The sequence below is a fragment of the Diaphorobacter caeni genome (assembly GCF_015354245.1).
GTDB classification, from domain to species: domain Bacteria; phylum Pseudomonadota; class Gammaproteobacteria; order Burkholderiales; family Burkholderiaceae_C; genus Diaphorobacter_A; species Diaphorobacter_A caeni.
In genome coordinates, this window is sequence record NZ_JADKYZ010000011.1 from 187,324 (window position 1) to 203,339 (window position 16,016).

The 16,016-nt window shown below is 62.1% G+C and carries 11 protein-coding genes; 5 read left to right on the plus strand and 6 right to left on the minus strand.

Annotation, left to right across the window (positions count from 1 at the left end; genetic code table 11):
• Positions 1–255: 255 nt before the first annotated feature.
• The 3 genes from ISG32_RS24265 to ISG32_RS24275 form a co-directional block, all read right to left on the minus strand.
• Positions 256–1,962 (minus strand): electron transfer flavoprotein-ubiquinone oxidoreductase, encoded by a 1,707-nt coding sequence (locus ISG32_RS24265; RefSeq protein WP_194773587.1) that lies wholly within the window; start codon positions 1,960–1,962, stop codon positions 256–258.
• A gap of 341 nt (positions 1,963–2,303) precedes the next feature.
• Positions 2,304–3,659 carry an ATP-binding protein gene (locus ISG32_RS24270; protein WP_194773588.1) on the minus strand — a complete coding sequence of 452 codons (1,356 nt, stop codon included), beginning with the start codon at positions 3,657–3,659 and terminating at the stop codon, positions 2,304–2,306.
• On the minus strand, positions 3,656–4,339 hold the full coding sequence (locus tag ISG32_RS24275) for a response regulator (protein ID WP_194773589.1): 684 nt from the start codon (positions 4,337–4,339) through the stop codon (positions 3,656–3,658). Before ISG32_RS24275 ends, ISG32_RS24270 begins: the two co-directional genes overlap by 4 nt.
• Positions 4,340–4,464: 125 nt before the next feature.
• Between ISG32_RS24275 and ISG32_RS24280 the strand changes: the two genes are divergently transcribed.
• From ISG32_RS24280 to ISG32_RS24295, 4 genes are all read left to right on the plus strand, one after another.
• Positions 4,465–5,178: a phosphatase PAP2 family protein gene (locus ISG32_RS24280; RefSeq protein WP_194773590.1), complete on the plus strand. Its 714-nt coding sequence runs from the start codon at positions 4,465–4,467 to the stop codon at positions 5,176–5,178.
• Positions 5,175–6,914, plus strand: a complete 1,740-nt coding sequence (locus tag ISG32_RS24285) for a phosphoethanolamine transferase (RefSeq protein WP_194773591.1) — start codon at positions 5,175–5,177, stop codon at positions 6,912–6,914. Before ISG32_RS24280 ends, ISG32_RS24285 begins: the two co-directional genes overlap by 4 nt.
• A 217-nt stretch (positions 6,915–7,131) precedes the next feature.
• The gene (locus ISG32_RS24290) at positions 7,132–11,247 is read left to right on the plus strand and encodes an RHS repeat-associated core domain-containing protein (RefSeq protein WP_194773592.1); all 4,116 of its coding nucleotides are present in this window, start codon (positions 7,132–7,134) and stop codon (positions 11,245–11,247) included.
• Positions 11,244–11,648, plus strand: coding sequence for a hypothetical protein (locus ISG32_RS24295; protein ID WP_194773593.1), 405 nt, complete (start codon positions 11,244–11,246; stop codon positions 11,646–11,648). Before ISG32_RS24290 ends, ISG32_RS24295 begins: the two co-directional genes overlap by 4 nt.
• A 39-nt stretch (positions 11,649–11,687) precedes the next feature.
• On the opposite strand, the gene ISG32_RS24300 is transcribed toward ISG32_RS24295, so the two are convergent.
• Together ISG32_RS24300 and ISG32_RS24305 are read right to left on the minus strand one after the other, a co-directional pair.
• A complete protein-coding gene (locus tag ISG32_RS24300) occupies positions 11,688–12,281 on the minus strand; it encodes a peroxidase-related enzyme (RefSeq protein WP_194773594.1) in 594 nt (197 codons plus the stop codon).
• An 80-nt stretch (positions 12,282–12,361) separates the two neighbouring features.
• On the minus strand, positions 12,362–13,000 hold the full coding sequence (locus tag ISG32_RS24305; RefSeq protein WP_194773595.1) for a tRNA-uridine aminocarboxypropyltransferase: 639 nt from the start codon (positions 12,998–13,000) through the stop codon (positions 12,362–12,364).
• Between the two features lie 342 nt (positions 13,001–13,342).
• Here ISG32_RS24305 and ISG32_RS24310 point away from each other — a divergent pair, with 342 nt between their 5' ends.
• Positions 13,343–14,623 carry an NAD(P)/FAD-dependent oxidoreductase gene (locus ISG32_RS24310; protein WP_194773596.1) on the plus strand — a complete coding sequence of 427 codons (1,281 nt, stop codon included), beginning with the start codon at positions 13,343–13,345 and terminating at the stop codon, positions 14,621–14,623.
• 15 nt (positions 14,624–14,638) lie between these two features.
• On the opposite strand, the gene ISG32_RS24315 is transcribed toward ISG32_RS24310, so the two are convergent.
• Entirely contained in the window at positions 14,639–15,805 is a 1,167-nt protein-coding gene (locus ISG32_RS24315) for a hypothetical protein (RefSeq protein ID WP_194773597.1), read from the minus strand.
• Positions 15,806–16,016 lie beyond the last annotated feature (211 nt).

The following is a 16,016-nucleotide window of genomic DNA, read 5'->3' on the forward strand; positions in this document are numbered from 1 at the left end:
GGTTGTCAATTCCTGATGTCGTGCAGGCCGGGAACGGTGTTTCGGGGTTTCGTTTCTGCACGGAGGCAGAAGTCTACAACCTGTCACGCAATCTTCTAGTATGCGCGCACCAAGTCGTTGGAGAAACCGTGGTTAATCCCTGTATTGGTAAATCCGAAACAATGATTTTGTGGGATTCGCGACAAAATGACGGTTTCATGACGCAAAAAAGGCACATGCGCCCGAATCGGGCCCATGTGCCTTCGCGGGCGATGCTTACATTCCGGAGTAGTTCGGGCCGCCGCCGCCTTCGGGTGTCACCCAGACGATGTTCTGCGTCGGGTCCTTGATGTCGCAGGTCTTGCAGTGCACGCAGTTCTGCGCGTTGATCTGCAGGCGCTCGGCCTTGCCGCCCTTGGCCTCGTCGGGCACGAATTCGTACACGCCGGCCGGGCAGTAGCGCGACTCGGGTCCGGCGTACTTGGCGAGGTTGATGTTCACCGGCACGCTGGCGTCCTTGAGCGTCAGGTGGGCAGGCTGGTCTTCCGAGTGGTTGGTGTTGCTGATGAACACGCTCGAGAGACGGTCGAAGGTCAGCTTGCCATCGGGCTTGGGATAGACGATGGGCTTGCAGTCCGCTGCGGGCTTGAGGTAGGCGTGGTCGGGCTTGTCGCGGTGCAGCGTCCATGGAATGTGGCCGCGCAGCACGAACTGCTCGATGCCGTTCATGATCGTCGCGGTGACCAGGCCCTTCTTGAACCAGGCCTTGAAGTTGCGGGCCTTGTTCAGCTCTTCATAGAGCCAGCTGTTCTCGAACGCGACCGGGTAGGCCGACAGCTCGTCGCTCTGGCGACCGGCGCCGATGGCCTCGAACGCGGCCTCTGCGGCCAGCATGCCGGTCTTGATGGCGGCGTGGCTGCCCTTGATGCGGCTGACGTTGAGGAAACCGGCATCACAGCCCACGAGCGCGCCGCCCGGGAACACGAACTTGGGCAGACTCATCAGGCCGCCCGCGGTGATCGCGCGTGCGCCGTACGAGAGGCGCTTGGCGGGCTTGATGCCCTTGGATTCGTCGCCCTCGAGGTAGTAGCGGATGTTCGGGTGCGTCTTCCAGCGCTGCATCTCCTCGAACGGGGAGAGGTAGGGGTTGGAATAGTCGAGGCCGGTGATGAAGCCCAGCGTGACCTTGTTGTCCTCGAGGTGGTAGAGGAAGGCGCCGCCGTAGGTGTTGTTGTCCATCGGCCAGCCGGCGGTGTGCAGCACGAAGCCGGGCTGGTGGCGCTTGGGATCGATTTCCCAGAGTTCCTTGATGCCGATGCCGTAGGTCTGCGGATCGCGGCCCTCGTCGAGCTTGTATTTGGAGATCAGCTGCTTGCCGAGGTTGCCGCGCGCGCCTTCCGCGAAGATGGTGTACTTGCCGTGCAGTTCCATGCCGAGCTGGAACTCGCCGGTCGGCTCGCCGTCCTTGCCCACGCCCATGTTGCCGGTGGCCACGCCCTTGACCGAGCCGTCTTCGTTGTAGACGACTTCAGCGGCAGCGAAGCCCGGGAATATCTCGACGCCCAGTTCTTCGGCCTGTTGCGCCATCCAGCGCACCACGTTGCCGAGGGCCACGATGTAGTTGCCGTGGTTCTGAAAGCAGGCGGGCAGCACCATGTTGGGGGTGCGGAACGAGCCGGTCTCGGAGAGGAAGACCATCGCGTCGTCGGTGACGGGCTGGTTCAGCGGTGCGCCTTTTTCCTTCCAGTCGGGGATCAGCTCGGTGATGGCGCGCGGATCCATGATCGCGCCGGACAGCGTGTGAGCACCGGGCTCCGAGCCCTTTTCGAGCACGACGACCGAAATTTCCTGCCCCTTCTCGGCGGCGAGTTGTTTCAGGCGAATCGCGGTGGCCAGACCGCCGGGGCCTGCCCCGACGATCACTACGTCATATTCCATGGCCTCTCGGGGACCGTACTGGGCGAGGATTTCGTCGTTCGTCATGGGTGTCTCGTAAACGTATTTAAATTGGAAATCTGGTGCCTGCTGCCGTCTGTCGCGGCTTGGACAATCCGGAGATTGTATTCATCACCGGCAAGCATATTGGAGCGCGCGTGCCATTTGCTGTCATAAATGTGGCAGTGCAATATGCGCGGACGGTATAGGAAAAGGGTCCGCCGGGGTGCAGATGGCAGTCATGAGTTTGTCGCCACGTCGCCGGAAATTATGTCTTTGAGTCTTTTGCGTGAAATGCATTAAAACAGGAAACTCTATTCGCTTCAGCCTCTGAATGCGGGGAGAGCAGGATGCCGTTTTGTGCTAATCATTTTGCTTTTTTTTGCCGTTCAGTCGCCAGGCTGCAGCACCAGACGGGCTTCGAAACCGTGCGCTTGACCCTGCGGAGGTGAAGAGAGCAGGAATTGCGCATCGTGCTTCTGCGCAATGCTGGAGACGATGGACAGGCCCAGCCCGTAGCCGGTGCGCTGGGCGCTCTGGCGCACATGGCGGTGCTTGAGCTTGTCGAGCTGCTCAGGTGTCACGCCCTGGCCGTCGTCGCGCACCGTGAGCTCGCTGTGGGGGCCGACGATGATCTCGATGTTCTCGGCGTTCGAATAGGCGAGGGCGTTCTCGACCAGATTGCGCAGCGCGATCGCGAGCGCGTCGAAGTCGCCCTTGCAGGTCAGCGGCTTGGCTGCGAGTTCGGCGGCGCTCGGGGTGATCAGCTCGATGCGCGCCGAAGCCTCGTCGTCCAGCCAGAACTCGCGCATCACCGTGGTCGCGAGCTTGACCAGATCGATGCTGTCGCGGGTGAATGGCGCGCTCGATTCGGCGCGCGAGAGCTGCAGCAGTTTCTCGGTGCGCTGGCTCAGCGTCTGCAGGGAAGCGATGGCGGCCTCGACGTCGGCATGGTCCAGCCCATGCTCGAGCGCCGTCTGCAGGCGCAGGCGCGCGGCGGTGAGCGGCGTGCGCAGCTCGTGGGCGGCGTTGGCGGCGAGCGCGCGTTCAACGTCCAGAGCCTGGGAGAGTCGATCCAGCAGGCGGTTCATGTGCTCCTGCACCTGGGCGATTTCCCGGGGCGGCGTCGTCAGCTGGATGGGTTCGAGCTGGCGGCCGTCGCGCTTGGCGATTTCGCCCGAGAGGTCGTCCAGCACCCGCAGCTCCTGCCGTGCGATGCGCCGCAGCAGCCACGCCAGCGCGGGCAACAGCACGAGAAAGGGGACGATCAGTCCGAGCAGCGTGCGGTTGACGGTTTCGCTGCGCTCCTCAAGCGGATCGGCCACCTGCAGGAAGATGCCGCGCGTGGGGTGGCGCTGGGTGTAGACGCGCCATTCGCGGTTGTTCTCGAAACCCGGCGCCAGCGAGACGTCGAACATCGGGTCCCTGGCTTCTTCTGATTGTGCGAGCACCTTGTTGTCCGAGGAGACCAGCCGGTAGTAGACCTCGGCGTCGGCGAACGAGCCGGGTCCGGGGATGATCAGCGGTTTTTGCTCGGAGGCGGGCTTGCGCGTTTCGTCCAGATGGTCGAGCGCGATGTCGAACATGCGGTGCGACACCTCGACAAGTTCATTGTCGAAGTTGTAGTTGATCTCCCGCCCGGTGTACCAGACCACGGCGAGCAGGCAGAGCAACCAGACGCAGCCGACCCAGAGAATCAGTGTCTTGGTCAGCCGCCCCGCAAGCGTGTCCCGGCGCCGATTCACTGCGCGCTTCCCGTGGTGCCGGCGTTGTGGGCCAGCTTGTAGCCAATGCCGCGCACGGTCTCGATGTGCTCGCGCCCCAGCTTGCGGCGCAGGCGGCTGATGAACACCTCGAGCGTGTTGCTGTCGGTGGAGTTGTCAAAGCTGTAGAGGGCATCCTGCAGATGCTCGCGCGTGTGGTTGCGCTCGGGGCGCGTGGCCATCACGCGCAGCAGCGCCCATTCCTTGGGCGTGAGCGGAATCTGCACGCCCGCGCGCCGCACCTGCTCCATCGACAGATCGATCTGCAGATCGCCGATCGTCAGCACCGGCGTGGCGACCGCATTGCGGCGGCGCTCCACCGCGCGCAGCCGGGCGAGCAGCTCGGCGGGGTCATACGGCTTGACGAGGTAGTCGTCTGCTCCGGCATCGAGGCCATGGATGCGGTCGCTGACCTGGTCCTTGGCGGTGAGGGCGATGACGATGGGCCGGTCCTTGGTCGCCCGGATCTGCGGCAGCAGCGAGAGGCCATCCCCGTCGGGCAGGTGCAGGTCGAGCAGCACGGCGGCGTACTGCGTGGTCATCAGCGCCGTGCTGGCCAGCGCCAGGTTCGGCACCGCATCCACCACGAACGCCTTGGCGTGCAGATAGCCGCACACGGCGTCGGACAGGGCCTTGTCATCTTCTACAAGCAATACACGCATGGATGGCTGATGGGAGCTCGGGGAGGGCTCCAGTGTAGGGGAGCTTGGGCAGGAGTTTCGTTCAGCAATTGTTCAGGTCACCTCAATAGTCTTCAAGGTCTGATGAAGTTTTCTCCGCTGTTTCCATGACCGCCTGGACCCCGCGCCGCCTGCTCGGCCTGACCGTTTTCCTTTTTCTGCTGGTGGCTCTCTGGGATTTCTCCGGTCTCGATCTGCCTTTTGCCCGTCTCTTCGGCAATGCGGATGGCTTTGCGCTGCGCTCGAATCACGGGTTCGTGATCGCTTTCCATGAAATCCCGCGCACGCTCAGCAGCCTGATCGTGGTGGCTTTGCTGGGCGGCATTTTCAAGCCATGGAGTTTTCTCAAGCGTCTGGATCGCCGCGAGCGCGTGCAGCTCGTGCTGTCGGTGCTCGGCGGCATGCTGCTGATCACGCTGCTCAAGAAGGCGAACCATACGAGCTGCCCCTGGGACGTGAACGAGTTCGGTGGGCGTGCCCTCTATGTCTCGCATTGGGCACTGGGCGTGCGTGACCTCGGACCGGGGCATTGCTTTCCGGCGGGGCATGCCTCGTCGGCTTTCGGCTTTCTCGCGGGTTGGTTCGTGATCCGCAGGCTCGGGCCGCAGGTGGCCACGCGCTGGCTGGTCACGGTGCTGGCATTCGGGCTGGCGCTGGGTCTCGCGCAGCAAGTGCGCGGTGCGCACTACATGAGCCACACGCTCTGGACCGCCTGGATCTGCTGGACCTTCGGTCTGGTCGTCGACGTGGCCTGCAAGGCATTCATCTCCCGCTCCGAGCCCACCGATCCCCTCCATTCCGCCCACGAGGTGCAAGCATGAGTTCCGCAGAAATCAAATGGGGCACCCCATCCGCCGTATGGTGGAGCGGCGTCTCGCAGACCCGAGCGGGGCAGTTGCTGCGCAGGATTGATGACTGGTTCTCGACGCCGATGTCGGCGCAGAAGATCGTCATTTTCCTGTCCGTCTATCTGACGCTGGCGGCCAACTGGGCGCTGTGGTTCCAGCTCGAGCGCATCGGCGGCGCGCCGGCGGTGCTGGTGCGTACCGCACTGGTGCTGGGGGTGCTCAATGCCTGTGGAACGGCGGCCATTCTGGCCTTCACCGCATGGACGCGCTGGATGAAAGTGATCTGGCTCGCCGTCGCGATGACGGCGGCGATGTCGCAGTACTACATGCTCACCTACAGCGTGGTCATGGACCCCGGCATGGCCGCCAATGTGCTGCAGACCGATGCCCGCGAAGTCGCCGATCTGCTCGGTTGGCGCATGCTGCTGGCGGTGACGCTGGTGATGGCGATTCCGCTGTGGTGGCTGACGCGAGTGCGCATTCCGGCGATGCGTCCCGTCAAACAGATCGCGCGCAACGCCATGCTGCTGCTGGCGGCACTGGGCATCGCGGCGGTGGTGATCGCCACCATGTCGCGTGACTTGGCGCCGCTGATGCGCAATCACCCGCAGCTGCGATACATGCTCAACCCCATCGCGAGTCTGTACTCGACCAGCACCTCCGCGATCCGCCCACTCGTCACCCGCAAGAAAAAGCTCATCCCCATGGGCGCGGGAGCGGCGCTCGGCGCCAGCCACGCCAGTCAGAGCAAGCCCATGCTGTTCGTGCTGGTGGTGGGCGAGACAGGCCGCGCCGACCATTTCGGCCTCAATGGCTATGCCCGCAACACCACCGAACAGCTCGCCGCGCGCAACGTGATGAACTGGACCAACGTGCATTCCTGCGGCACCAGCACGCTCGCTTCGGTGCCCTGCATGTTCTCGCCCTTGGGCAAGAAGGACTTCGAAGCCCGCAAGGATGATTACGAAACCCTGCTCGACGTGGTGCAGGCCGCGGGCATGAATGTGCTGTGGATCGACAACCAGTCCGGCTGCAAGGGCGTGTGCGACCGCGTGCCGCATGCGTTCGCGTCGGAAGGATTGAGCGCCGAGCAGCGTAGCAAATTCTGCGACGCGAGCGGCGAGTGCCGTGACATGGCGATGCTCGAGAACCTCCAGCAGCGCCTCGACGCCATCCCTGCAAACAAACGCGACAAGGGCGTGCTGCTGGTCTTCCACCAGATGGGCAGCCACGGCCCCGCCTATTCCAAGCGCTCGTCCAAGGAGTCCAAGCGCTTTACTCCCGAATGCAAGACGGAGGTGCTGGCCGACTGCGCGCACTCCGAACTGATGAACGCCTATGACAACTCCATCGTCGAGACCGACCGCTTTCTCGGCGCGACCATCGACTGGCTCAAACTTGAATCCCAGCGCTACGACACCGGCATGCTCTACCTGAGCGACCACGGCGAATCCCTCGGCGAATACGGCCAGTTCCTGCACGGTCTGCCATACGGCATAGCGCCCGAGGTGCAAAAGCACGTGCCCATGGTCAGCTGGCTCTCGACCTCCTTCGAAAGCCGCGAAAAGCTCTCCATGGGCTGCGTGCGCGGCACGGCCGATGCGACCTACACGCACGACAACCTCTATCACTCCATGCTGGGCTTGCTGGACGTGAAGTCGCCAAGCTATGAGGCGAAGCTGGATATGTTTGCGGGGTGCAGGGGGTAGATCTGCTGACTGGCACGGTGCAGGACTGCCAGAGAAATCACATTTTGTAATTTAAGTTTGCACTTGCATTCCTTGCCGACAACGGTGCTGATGTTTGGTATTGTTTGTTATATCTATCGAAATTTCATTTCGATTGTTAATTTAACAAACAGACGCCGGCGTGCGTCGTTGAGTGGAGGGCTCTCGTGGGCTGACGCTCAGCGGGAGGACTACCAAGATGACAGGCAAGCCAGCCGCACGGCAGACGGACATGACGATGTACGGCGGTCCGATCACGCAAGGCTCATTGACGGTGTATATAGGGTCGGCAGGTGGCGTCGCCTGCTCTGCTTGCCCCGGTGGGGTGGCAGAGGGAAATCCGGTCAATCCGCTGCTCGGCGCCAAGGTCCAGACGGCGGAAATCGATGTGCTGCTCCCCGGCACCTTGCCCTTTGCCGTATCCCGTGAGTATTCCAGTCACCAGACCGATACACCCGCGCCGGTGGGCCTGCTGGGTCCCGGGTGGTGGCTGCCAGCGGAAGCCTCCATGCGGCAGGCGGAATCCATCCTGACGCTCAACGACAGCAAGGGCCGCAGCATCCGTTTTGGTGCCTTGGCGCCGGGGCAGTCCACGTTCAGTCGCAGCGAGAACCTCTGGATTGTTCGCGGCGGGCTGGAGCGGCTGGACAAGGTTCCGCAGTTGCCGGTCTCCCGACTCAGCGCGGCATGGGAAGGTCTGCACCGAGATGACCGGCTCAACACATCGCTCTTCTTTGTCTGTCATCAGCCTCAGGGTCCGTGGTGGATCTTTGGCCCGCGTCCGGCACGTTCGGAGATCGAAGGGCAGCGCCTTCACCTGCTCGGCCTGGCTGATCGGCTGGGGCATACGCACCACATTCACCGGGACGAGACGGGCGCAATGACGGCCGTGCAGGATGGCTGCGGCAGGCAGTTTCGCCTGGAGCTGAAAGTCTTTCCGCTGCTCCGCAATGAGGGCATGAACGGCTGGGGCGCTGACAGCGGCGTTCGCCTTGCGGCTGTCCATCTGGTGCGTGATCCGTTGTTCCCCGATCAGCCGTTGCCCGTGCAGCCGCTGGTCCGATATGAGTACAGCCCTCGCGGTGAGTTGACGGCCGTTCATGGACGTGAGGGAGACCGCCTGAGGCAGTTTCGCTATCACGAGCAGGCGCCGGGACGGATGACCGCCCATGCCTATCCAGGCAGGCCGGAGGTGAGCTACCTCTACGACCAACACGGCAAGGTGGTTGAGCAGCGCAGGCAGGGCGAGCCTTCTCTGCGTTTCGAGTATTTGGCTGAATCGACCATCGTCACGGACAGTCTGGGGCGCAAGCGGACATACCATTTCGAGGGCGAGGCCGGGTTGCGCCGGGTGGTCGGGCTGGAGCGCGCAGATGGCTCAATCACGCGCCAGCGCTACGACGCCAGCGGGCGGCTCGTGGCGTCCATCGACGCGCTGGGGCGCGAAACGCGTTTTGAGCTGGACGTCGCGACAGGCGATCTGATTTCCGTCACCGCTCCCGATGGTGCGCAGAATCATTGGCGGTACGACGATCAGGGGCAGTTGATCGCAAGCCATGCGCCGGGCGGTGCATCTGAATCCTTTGAATACGACCAGTTTTCGCGGCCCATTGCCACCACCGACGCGCTGGGACATGTCTCGCGCATGTCCTATCCGGATGAACGCACGGAGCAGCCTCACCTCATTCAGGATGCGCGTGGCGGCGAGAAGCGCATGGAATGGAATGCCGCGGGCCTTTTGACCCGCCAGACGGACTGTTCGGGCAGCGTGACCCGTTATCGGTATGACCGCTTTGGTCAACTGCTGCAGGTGCAGGGTGAAGAAGGATCAGGCCATTCGAACGAGTTTGATGGTCTCGGTCGCCTGACTGCGCATGTCAATGCAGCCGGACAACGCACCTCCTATGCCTACAACGAGGCGGGGGATCTGTTGCGCCAGACGATGCCCGGCGCAGTGGAGTTGAGTTTCGAGCGGGATGCCCAGGGGCGGGTTCTGGCGTATGGCTATGGCGGACTTGTTCAGCGCTGCCTCTACGATGCGGCGGGTCGTCTGGCCAGGCTGACCAACGAAAACGGCGCGCACATCGACTTTGAACATGACGTGATGGATCGTCTCGTCACCCAGCGCAACTTGGACGGGCGCGTGCAGCAGCAGCGCTTCAATGCAGCCGGTGAGGTCATCGAAACCATTGATGCAGGGCGGGTACATCGGTTCGCCTATGACAAGGGCGGACGACTGATCTCGCACCAGACGGGCGAGGGCGAGACGCTGTATCAGCAGGGCTTTTCCTATGCGCAGGACGGGCGACTGATCAAGGCTTGGCACCGCACCGAACTGGGCGGCAACGAGATCAGCGTCCAGTTCGAGCGCGACAAGCTGGGCCGCGTGCTTCGCGAGACGCAGGCGATCAAGGGGCCTGCTGGTGAGCCGGTGTGGCGGTACAGCGTTGCGCATGCATACGATGCGATTGGCGTCGAGACGCGGACCGAGTACGACGGATTGCCTGCGGTGACATGGCAGACCTATGGCTCGGGTCATCTGCACGGCGTGTTGCTGGATGGTCGCAGCGTGATCGACTTCGAGCGCGACAAACTGCATCGGGAAACGCGCCGCACGTTTGGCGAAGTCAGTGTCGGTCGCAGTTATGACGCGCTGTCCCGCCTCATGGAACTGTCGGTCCACAGCCCATTGATTCAAGATTCCGACGCGGAGAGCAGAACGCATCACTACGACGCGCGTGGGCAACTGGTGCGCATCGACACGGCTCAGGGGCCTCTTGAATATGGCTACAGCCCCGCGGGTCGACTCATCCGGGAATCATTGCCCGGGCGCGAGGCGGTGGACTATCGTTTCGACCCCGCCGGCAACCGTATTTTTTCCGCGCAGATCCAATCCACCGAAGCCGACAACTGGGAAGAAACCGTGCGCCAAAACGTCGCGGAGGCGGGCTTCAACGTGCTCGGCAAGGCGTCCGTGGCCGAAGTGGGTGGCGGCGAGCAGCGCTGGTTGGACAACCGGATTCTCGACGACGGAGAGTACCGCTACGAATACGATGACTGGGGCAATCTGCGCCGCAAGTACAAGCCGCAGGGCAGCGAGCAACATCATTTCTTCTATGACAGCGTCCATCGACTGGTGCGCTACACACTGGAGTCGGATCAAGCCGTGCGTGGGGCGAACTACCACTACGACCCCTTGGGGCGACGGGTGTGCAAGCAAGTCCAGAACGCGGACGGCGATGGCCAACTCACTGGTGAAATGAAGACGCTGTTTTATGGGTGGGATGGCCAGCGTTTGATTGCGACCGGAAACGCCGCCGGTGAAAAGTACGAGCACACGCTCTACCAGCCCCATGGGTTTGTTCCGATGCTGCGTGTCGATGGATTCAGCGCCGTTGCCGACACGAGCCTGTCCACGTCAGTTCAAGAGAGTCTGGGCGCTCCGTTGACGCGTGACCAGATACAGCTGATCGATTCGCACCAGCAAGCCAGACAGCCCATCGCGCAGCAGCCTGCGCTGGAATGGAATGCTTATCTCAATGACCACAAAGGACAGCCGATTTCGCTGTTTGCTGGAAATGGGACCAGAACCTGGATAGGCGACAGCGATGTCTGGGGACGGACCGTTGCCGATGCGGCAGATGCGGACTCATCGAAGCAGTCCATTCGTCTCCAGGGACAGCATTGGGATGAAGAGTCCGGCCTGTCATACAACTACCTGCGTTTTTATTCGGCCTCGTTGGGACGGTACATCACGCAGGATCCGATTGGATTGTCGGGCGGGGTGAATTTCTATGCGTATCCGCTCAATCCGGCGCAATTGGTGGATCCGCTGGGGTTGAAGGTCACCATACTTGGGGGAGATCCTGAGCAGATCAAGAAACTGGAAGAAGCCTATGCAAGGGTGAAGAAAACCAAAAGAGGGGGGGAAATCTGCAAGACGCTGGAAAACTCGAAAACGAACTACTACATCCGCCCACTGGCTAACAGTTGGCATTATTGTTCGGTGAAAGCGGCTGCCAATCCTGCCAACAAGGCAGCGTGTCCACATGGAGGGAATACGGTGTACATGGATACTGAAAATGCCCCGGCTCTGCCTGAAGGTGACTATTTGATCTTCCCGACCATGGAAGTGATCATGGGGCACGAGTTGGGTCATGCGACGGGTACAAGAGATGCAGGGCGCAATGGAATGGACAATGTAATCAGGAACGAAAATCCGATACGTGCCGAGTTGGGAATTCCTCCTAGAACAAGCCTTGTTCCCCATACGTTGCAAATCGGTCCATATGACGAATGGCGGCCCAAGGAATGAAAAAAACCTTTTTTTTCGTTTCTGCCATGCTTGCTGCCTCTTGGGCTTATGCCGGAGGCAGCAGTACATGTTTCGCCGTGCACTTTTTCGATTTCGAGATCGAGCGCGTTGTACCCATTTCGGAGGATCGAATTTCTGACGTCAAGCCGTTCTATGTTGAAAGAGCGGTCATCGACAAACTCATCGTACTTGCCAACAAATCAGCGAAATCGCGGAAAGAAGAAGTGTACGAGTCGGGCAATGTTCGTCTGAAGGTCGATGCCGATGATTTTCAGATGTTTGTCGATTACAACGGGCATGCAAAAATCAACGGCAAGGACTTCCGGAAAATGAACAAAAATGCCATCAGACGCATCCTGATGGATGCACCCCAATGCAAGGCTCCTGATCAGAAGAACTGAATCAGGCGCGGCAGCCAGCGCCGCGCTCTCACTCTCATCTCAGGCCTTCTTCTCACGTGGCAGACGCCCCATCAGGAAGAACTCCGGATTCGGTTGCATGTCCGAAAAGCTCGCCATGCGGTTGGACAGGCCAAAGAATGCGGTGATGGCCGCGATGTCCCAGATGTCCTCGTCGTCGAAGCCATGGGCGTGCAGCGGCGCGAAGTCGGCGTCGTTGATTTCGTGGGCGCTGTTGCAGACCTTCATGGCGAAGTCGAGCATGGCGCGCTGGCGGGGCGTGATGTCGGCCTTGAGGTAGTTCACCGCGACCTGGTCGGCGACGAGGGGCTTCTTCTCGTAGATGCGCAGCAGCGCGCCGTGCGCGACCACGCAGTAGAGGCACTGGTTGGCCGCGCTGGTGGCGGTGACGATCATCTCGCGGTCGCCCTTGGTCAGGTGGCTGGTGCGGCCCACGCTTTCGGGGTCCATGAGGGCGTCGTGGTAGGCGAAGAACGCGCGCCATTCAGCGGGGCGGCGGGCGAGGGCAAGAAACACGTTGGGCACGAAGCCTGCCTTCTCCTGCACTTCGAGAATCTTGGTCTTGAGGTCTTCGGGAAGGGTGTTCAGATCGGCGAGTGGGTAGCGCGCGGCCATGGCGTTTGTCTCCTTGGGTGTTTTGAACTGAATGGACGGATCACCCGAGCATAGCGCGATGCGGTGCGCGTGCCTTTTCTCTATTTTCCCATCTCTCGCGCGTGCGGCCAGAACCTGCGCTGGTGCGTCATGAAGGCGTCCATGGCCTGATCGAGCAGGGCGATCTGCGGGCCGCGCTCGGGCTCCAGCACCTCCAGCGCGAGCCGCGCGGCTTCGAGGGTGGAGAGCTGGTGCGGCTCGTGCGCCTTGCGGATGGCGTAGCGCGTGGCGGGTGTGTTCTGCAGCGCGAGGCGGGGCAGGCTCTGCAGTTGGGAATGGGCTCCCACCATCTGACGACTCTGGCGCCATGTGGCGTCAATCAAGACCAGGCGGATGCGGGTGTCGGCGTCGCATGGCGTGTGTGGCGAAGCGTCTTCGCCGGGATAGAGCAGAACGGTGTGAAGCGGCCTCTGCTGGCCGCTCCATGCGCCAGTCAAAGCCGTCTGCAACAGGCCCTCCTCAAACCGCTCGCCGATCAGCACGCGGCTGTTTGGCAGGCACAGGTGCAGCAGCTGCCCGGTGTTTTTGGCGTGACCGACCTCGGCCGGGTGCATGAGGATCAGCACCTCGGTGCTCAGACTCACCTCGCGCGCTGTTCCGCAGATACATGCAGAGGCGGGCCGCAGGCAGCGTTCACAGAGCGGCCTGCGCGGGGAGGGCTGGACGGAATTCGGAGGCAACGGCGGGCGCGAGGTGTGGGAATGCGGGTCGCCATTGTGGCATCGGCAACATGGATCTCACGAATGTTGCGGCGCAATGAAAAACCATATCGTGAAATTCACCTATGGCAATTCGGCGCTGAACGCTCACAACAAGGCGCGTGGATGAGTGTCTGAAATTGGAAACATCCCTCCGATTGCCGGTTTGCAAAGTCTCCACTAACCTCGCAGGTGCCGACAAGAAACGATCACGCCAATGATTTGATTGGCTTGGCAAACTTCTTTCCGACAAGGGATGCTGGTTTCATTCGGAGCGCTAAACTCTGAAACTAAGTTACATCAAAAATTGCGCTGGAGGCGTGAATGCATTTCGACATAGTGATTGTTGGCGGAGGTGCCGGCGGGCTGGAGCTGGCGGCCCAGCTCGGCAGGCGGCTGGGCAAGACGCTTGGAGGCGAGCGCGTCCTGCTCATCGACAAGTTCCCGTTCCATATCTGGAAGCCCACCCTGCACGAGGTGGCGGCGGGCACGCTCGACGCGCACCAGGAAGGTCTCTCCTACACGGTGCTCGCCCGGCGCAATCACTTCAGCTTCACGATGGGCGAGTTCAGCGGGCTTGACACGCGTGGCAAGACCATCACGCTCGCGGCCATTCACAAGAGCGACGGTGAAGAGATCGTGCCTTCGCGCACCATCAGCTTCAAGCGGCTGGTGCTGGCGCTGGGCAGCGGCTCCAATTCATTCGGCACGCCGGGCATCGAGAACGCCTATCTGCTCGAGAACGTGCGCGACGCCCAGCGCTTTCACGCCGATTGGCTGAGCGCCAGCGCGCGCGCCTCGTTCGCGAGCAACCGTTCGCTGTCGATCGCGATCGTCGGTGCGGGCGCGACGGGTGTGGAGCTGTCAGCGGAACTGCTCGAGGCCCATGCCGCCTTGCTCGAGAGCCTTGGCAGCAACCAGCGCTTTCGGCTCGACATCACGCTGGTCGAGGGCGGCGATCGCATTCTGGGCGGGCTGCCGCCGCGCATCTCGGAGCAGGCGACCGTGGCGCTCAGGCGCAAGCAGGTGACGGTGCTGCTCGACACCCGCGTGCAGGAGCTAAAGAAAGGCGTGCTGATCACCTCGTCCGGGGAGATCGCGGCGGACATGATCGTCTGGGCGGCCGGCATCAAGGCGGCGGATGCCAACGCCCAGCTTGGCCTCACGGTGAACCGCATCAACCAGTTCGTGGTCGACGACCACCTTCGCACCAGCGTGCCCGAGATCTACGCCCTCGGCGACTGCGCCGCCGCGCCCTGGGGCGACGACAAGACCGTCCCCGCACGCGCCCAGGCCGCGCACCAGCAGGCCACGTATCTGTGCAAGGTGCTCGGCGCGATGCTGCGCGAGCACGAGGTCGACGAGGCCTACGTCTATCAGGACTTCGGCTCGCTGGTTTCGCTGGGCGACAACAAGGGCGTGGGCAATCTGATGGGCGGCCTCGCGGGCAAGAACTTCTTCGTGGAGGGCCTGATCGCCAAGTGGATGTACATCTCGCTGCACCTCATGCACCACCGCGCGATTCTCGGCATCGGCAAGACCGCCGTGCTGGCGCTTGCGCGGCTGCTGCAGCAGCGGGTGTCCGGGCGACTCAAGCTGCATTGAGCGCGGTTCAGCGCATCACTGCTGCATCGGCAGGCTCGGCACCATGCGGCGAACGCATTCGTGCATGCGCCTGCCGACGGCACGCCTGCCGGGATCGGCCTCGTTTTTCAGCAACGCGCCCGCATGCAGCATGGCGGTATAGCTGCCGTCGAGGGCCAGGTAGTTGAACAGCCGGGCGGCCTTGTCGCTCGGGTAGGGCCGGTCGAAGAGGCCGGATTCGTCGAGATAGAAATCAGCGACTGAGCGCTGGATCATCCAGCCCTGAAGCTGGCTGATCCGCGCGCTGACGACGGGATTGGCGCTCTGCGTCTGTTTCAGGGCGCGTGTCGCCAGAAAGACCGCCATCCAGTTGCCCTGTCCGGCGGCGATCAGCAGGTCGCTCCACAGTTTCTGCGCTTCCAGATACTGGGTCCTGGCATCCCATGACACCTTGCCCTGGAAGGCCAGTTCCCGGATGAACAGCCAACTGCGGACCTGTTGCGCGGATTGCAAGTATCGGGTGACTGCGGCCTGATGCGGGGTCGGTCCGATCTGCTGCGGCGAGAGACAGGTGAACTGGGCGACGTCCACATCCATCTCGTCGAAGGCGTTGAGCTTCCGATGGATTCCGGAGAAATCCACACCGGGATTGCGCCAGTGCCGAGGCAGGGGCCCCAGCCATGCGAATTCATCGTCGTTGGCCGCCACGGCGCGCTCGTATCGGAGCCGCTCCTCCTCGCGCTCGTGCTCCGATTGCTCCCGGATGTTTCTGTGCGCATTCACCTCGTTCGGCCAATCGGCGGGCAAGGGCGTCAGCGGCTTGATGCAGCCCTGAAACGCTTCCTCGTCCAACGCCCAGCACGCATCGGCGATGTCGTACTCCATCTTGAAGCTCATGGTCTCCAGCCGATAGCGGGTCTGCCCGGGCAGGCGCTTGATGCCCACCGAGCCGGTTGGCGAGGTGTCGCCGCGATACACCTCTTTTTCCTCCCCCACAAGCCATCGATAGGTATCGACCGGCCACGACGACGGTGCACCGGGAAGACGCTCCAGATGGATGCGATGGGTGCTCGTGTCGATGGGCTTCAGCACGGTGGCCTGGCCTTCGGCGGGCAGGAGCAAGGCCGCGGCTGCGGCTGCGAGCAGCGTGGTCAGCAGGCGCTTGTGGCGCGCGCCGCAATGATGGGTGGCGTTGACGGGCATGGACGGGCTTTCGACAAGGACACGGGGAGTCAGGGAATCGTACGTGACTTGCGTTGAACGGGTGTGGCCGTGGCGCTGCAGGCAAGGCGGATCGCCGTCGTCGAAATTACGGAATTTCGGAATAATCAAGCAATGCGAGTGTTTTTCGGGAAAATTACGATATTCCGTAATAATTGGTGGATCGCTTAAAAATAGGGCAGAATTACGGAAT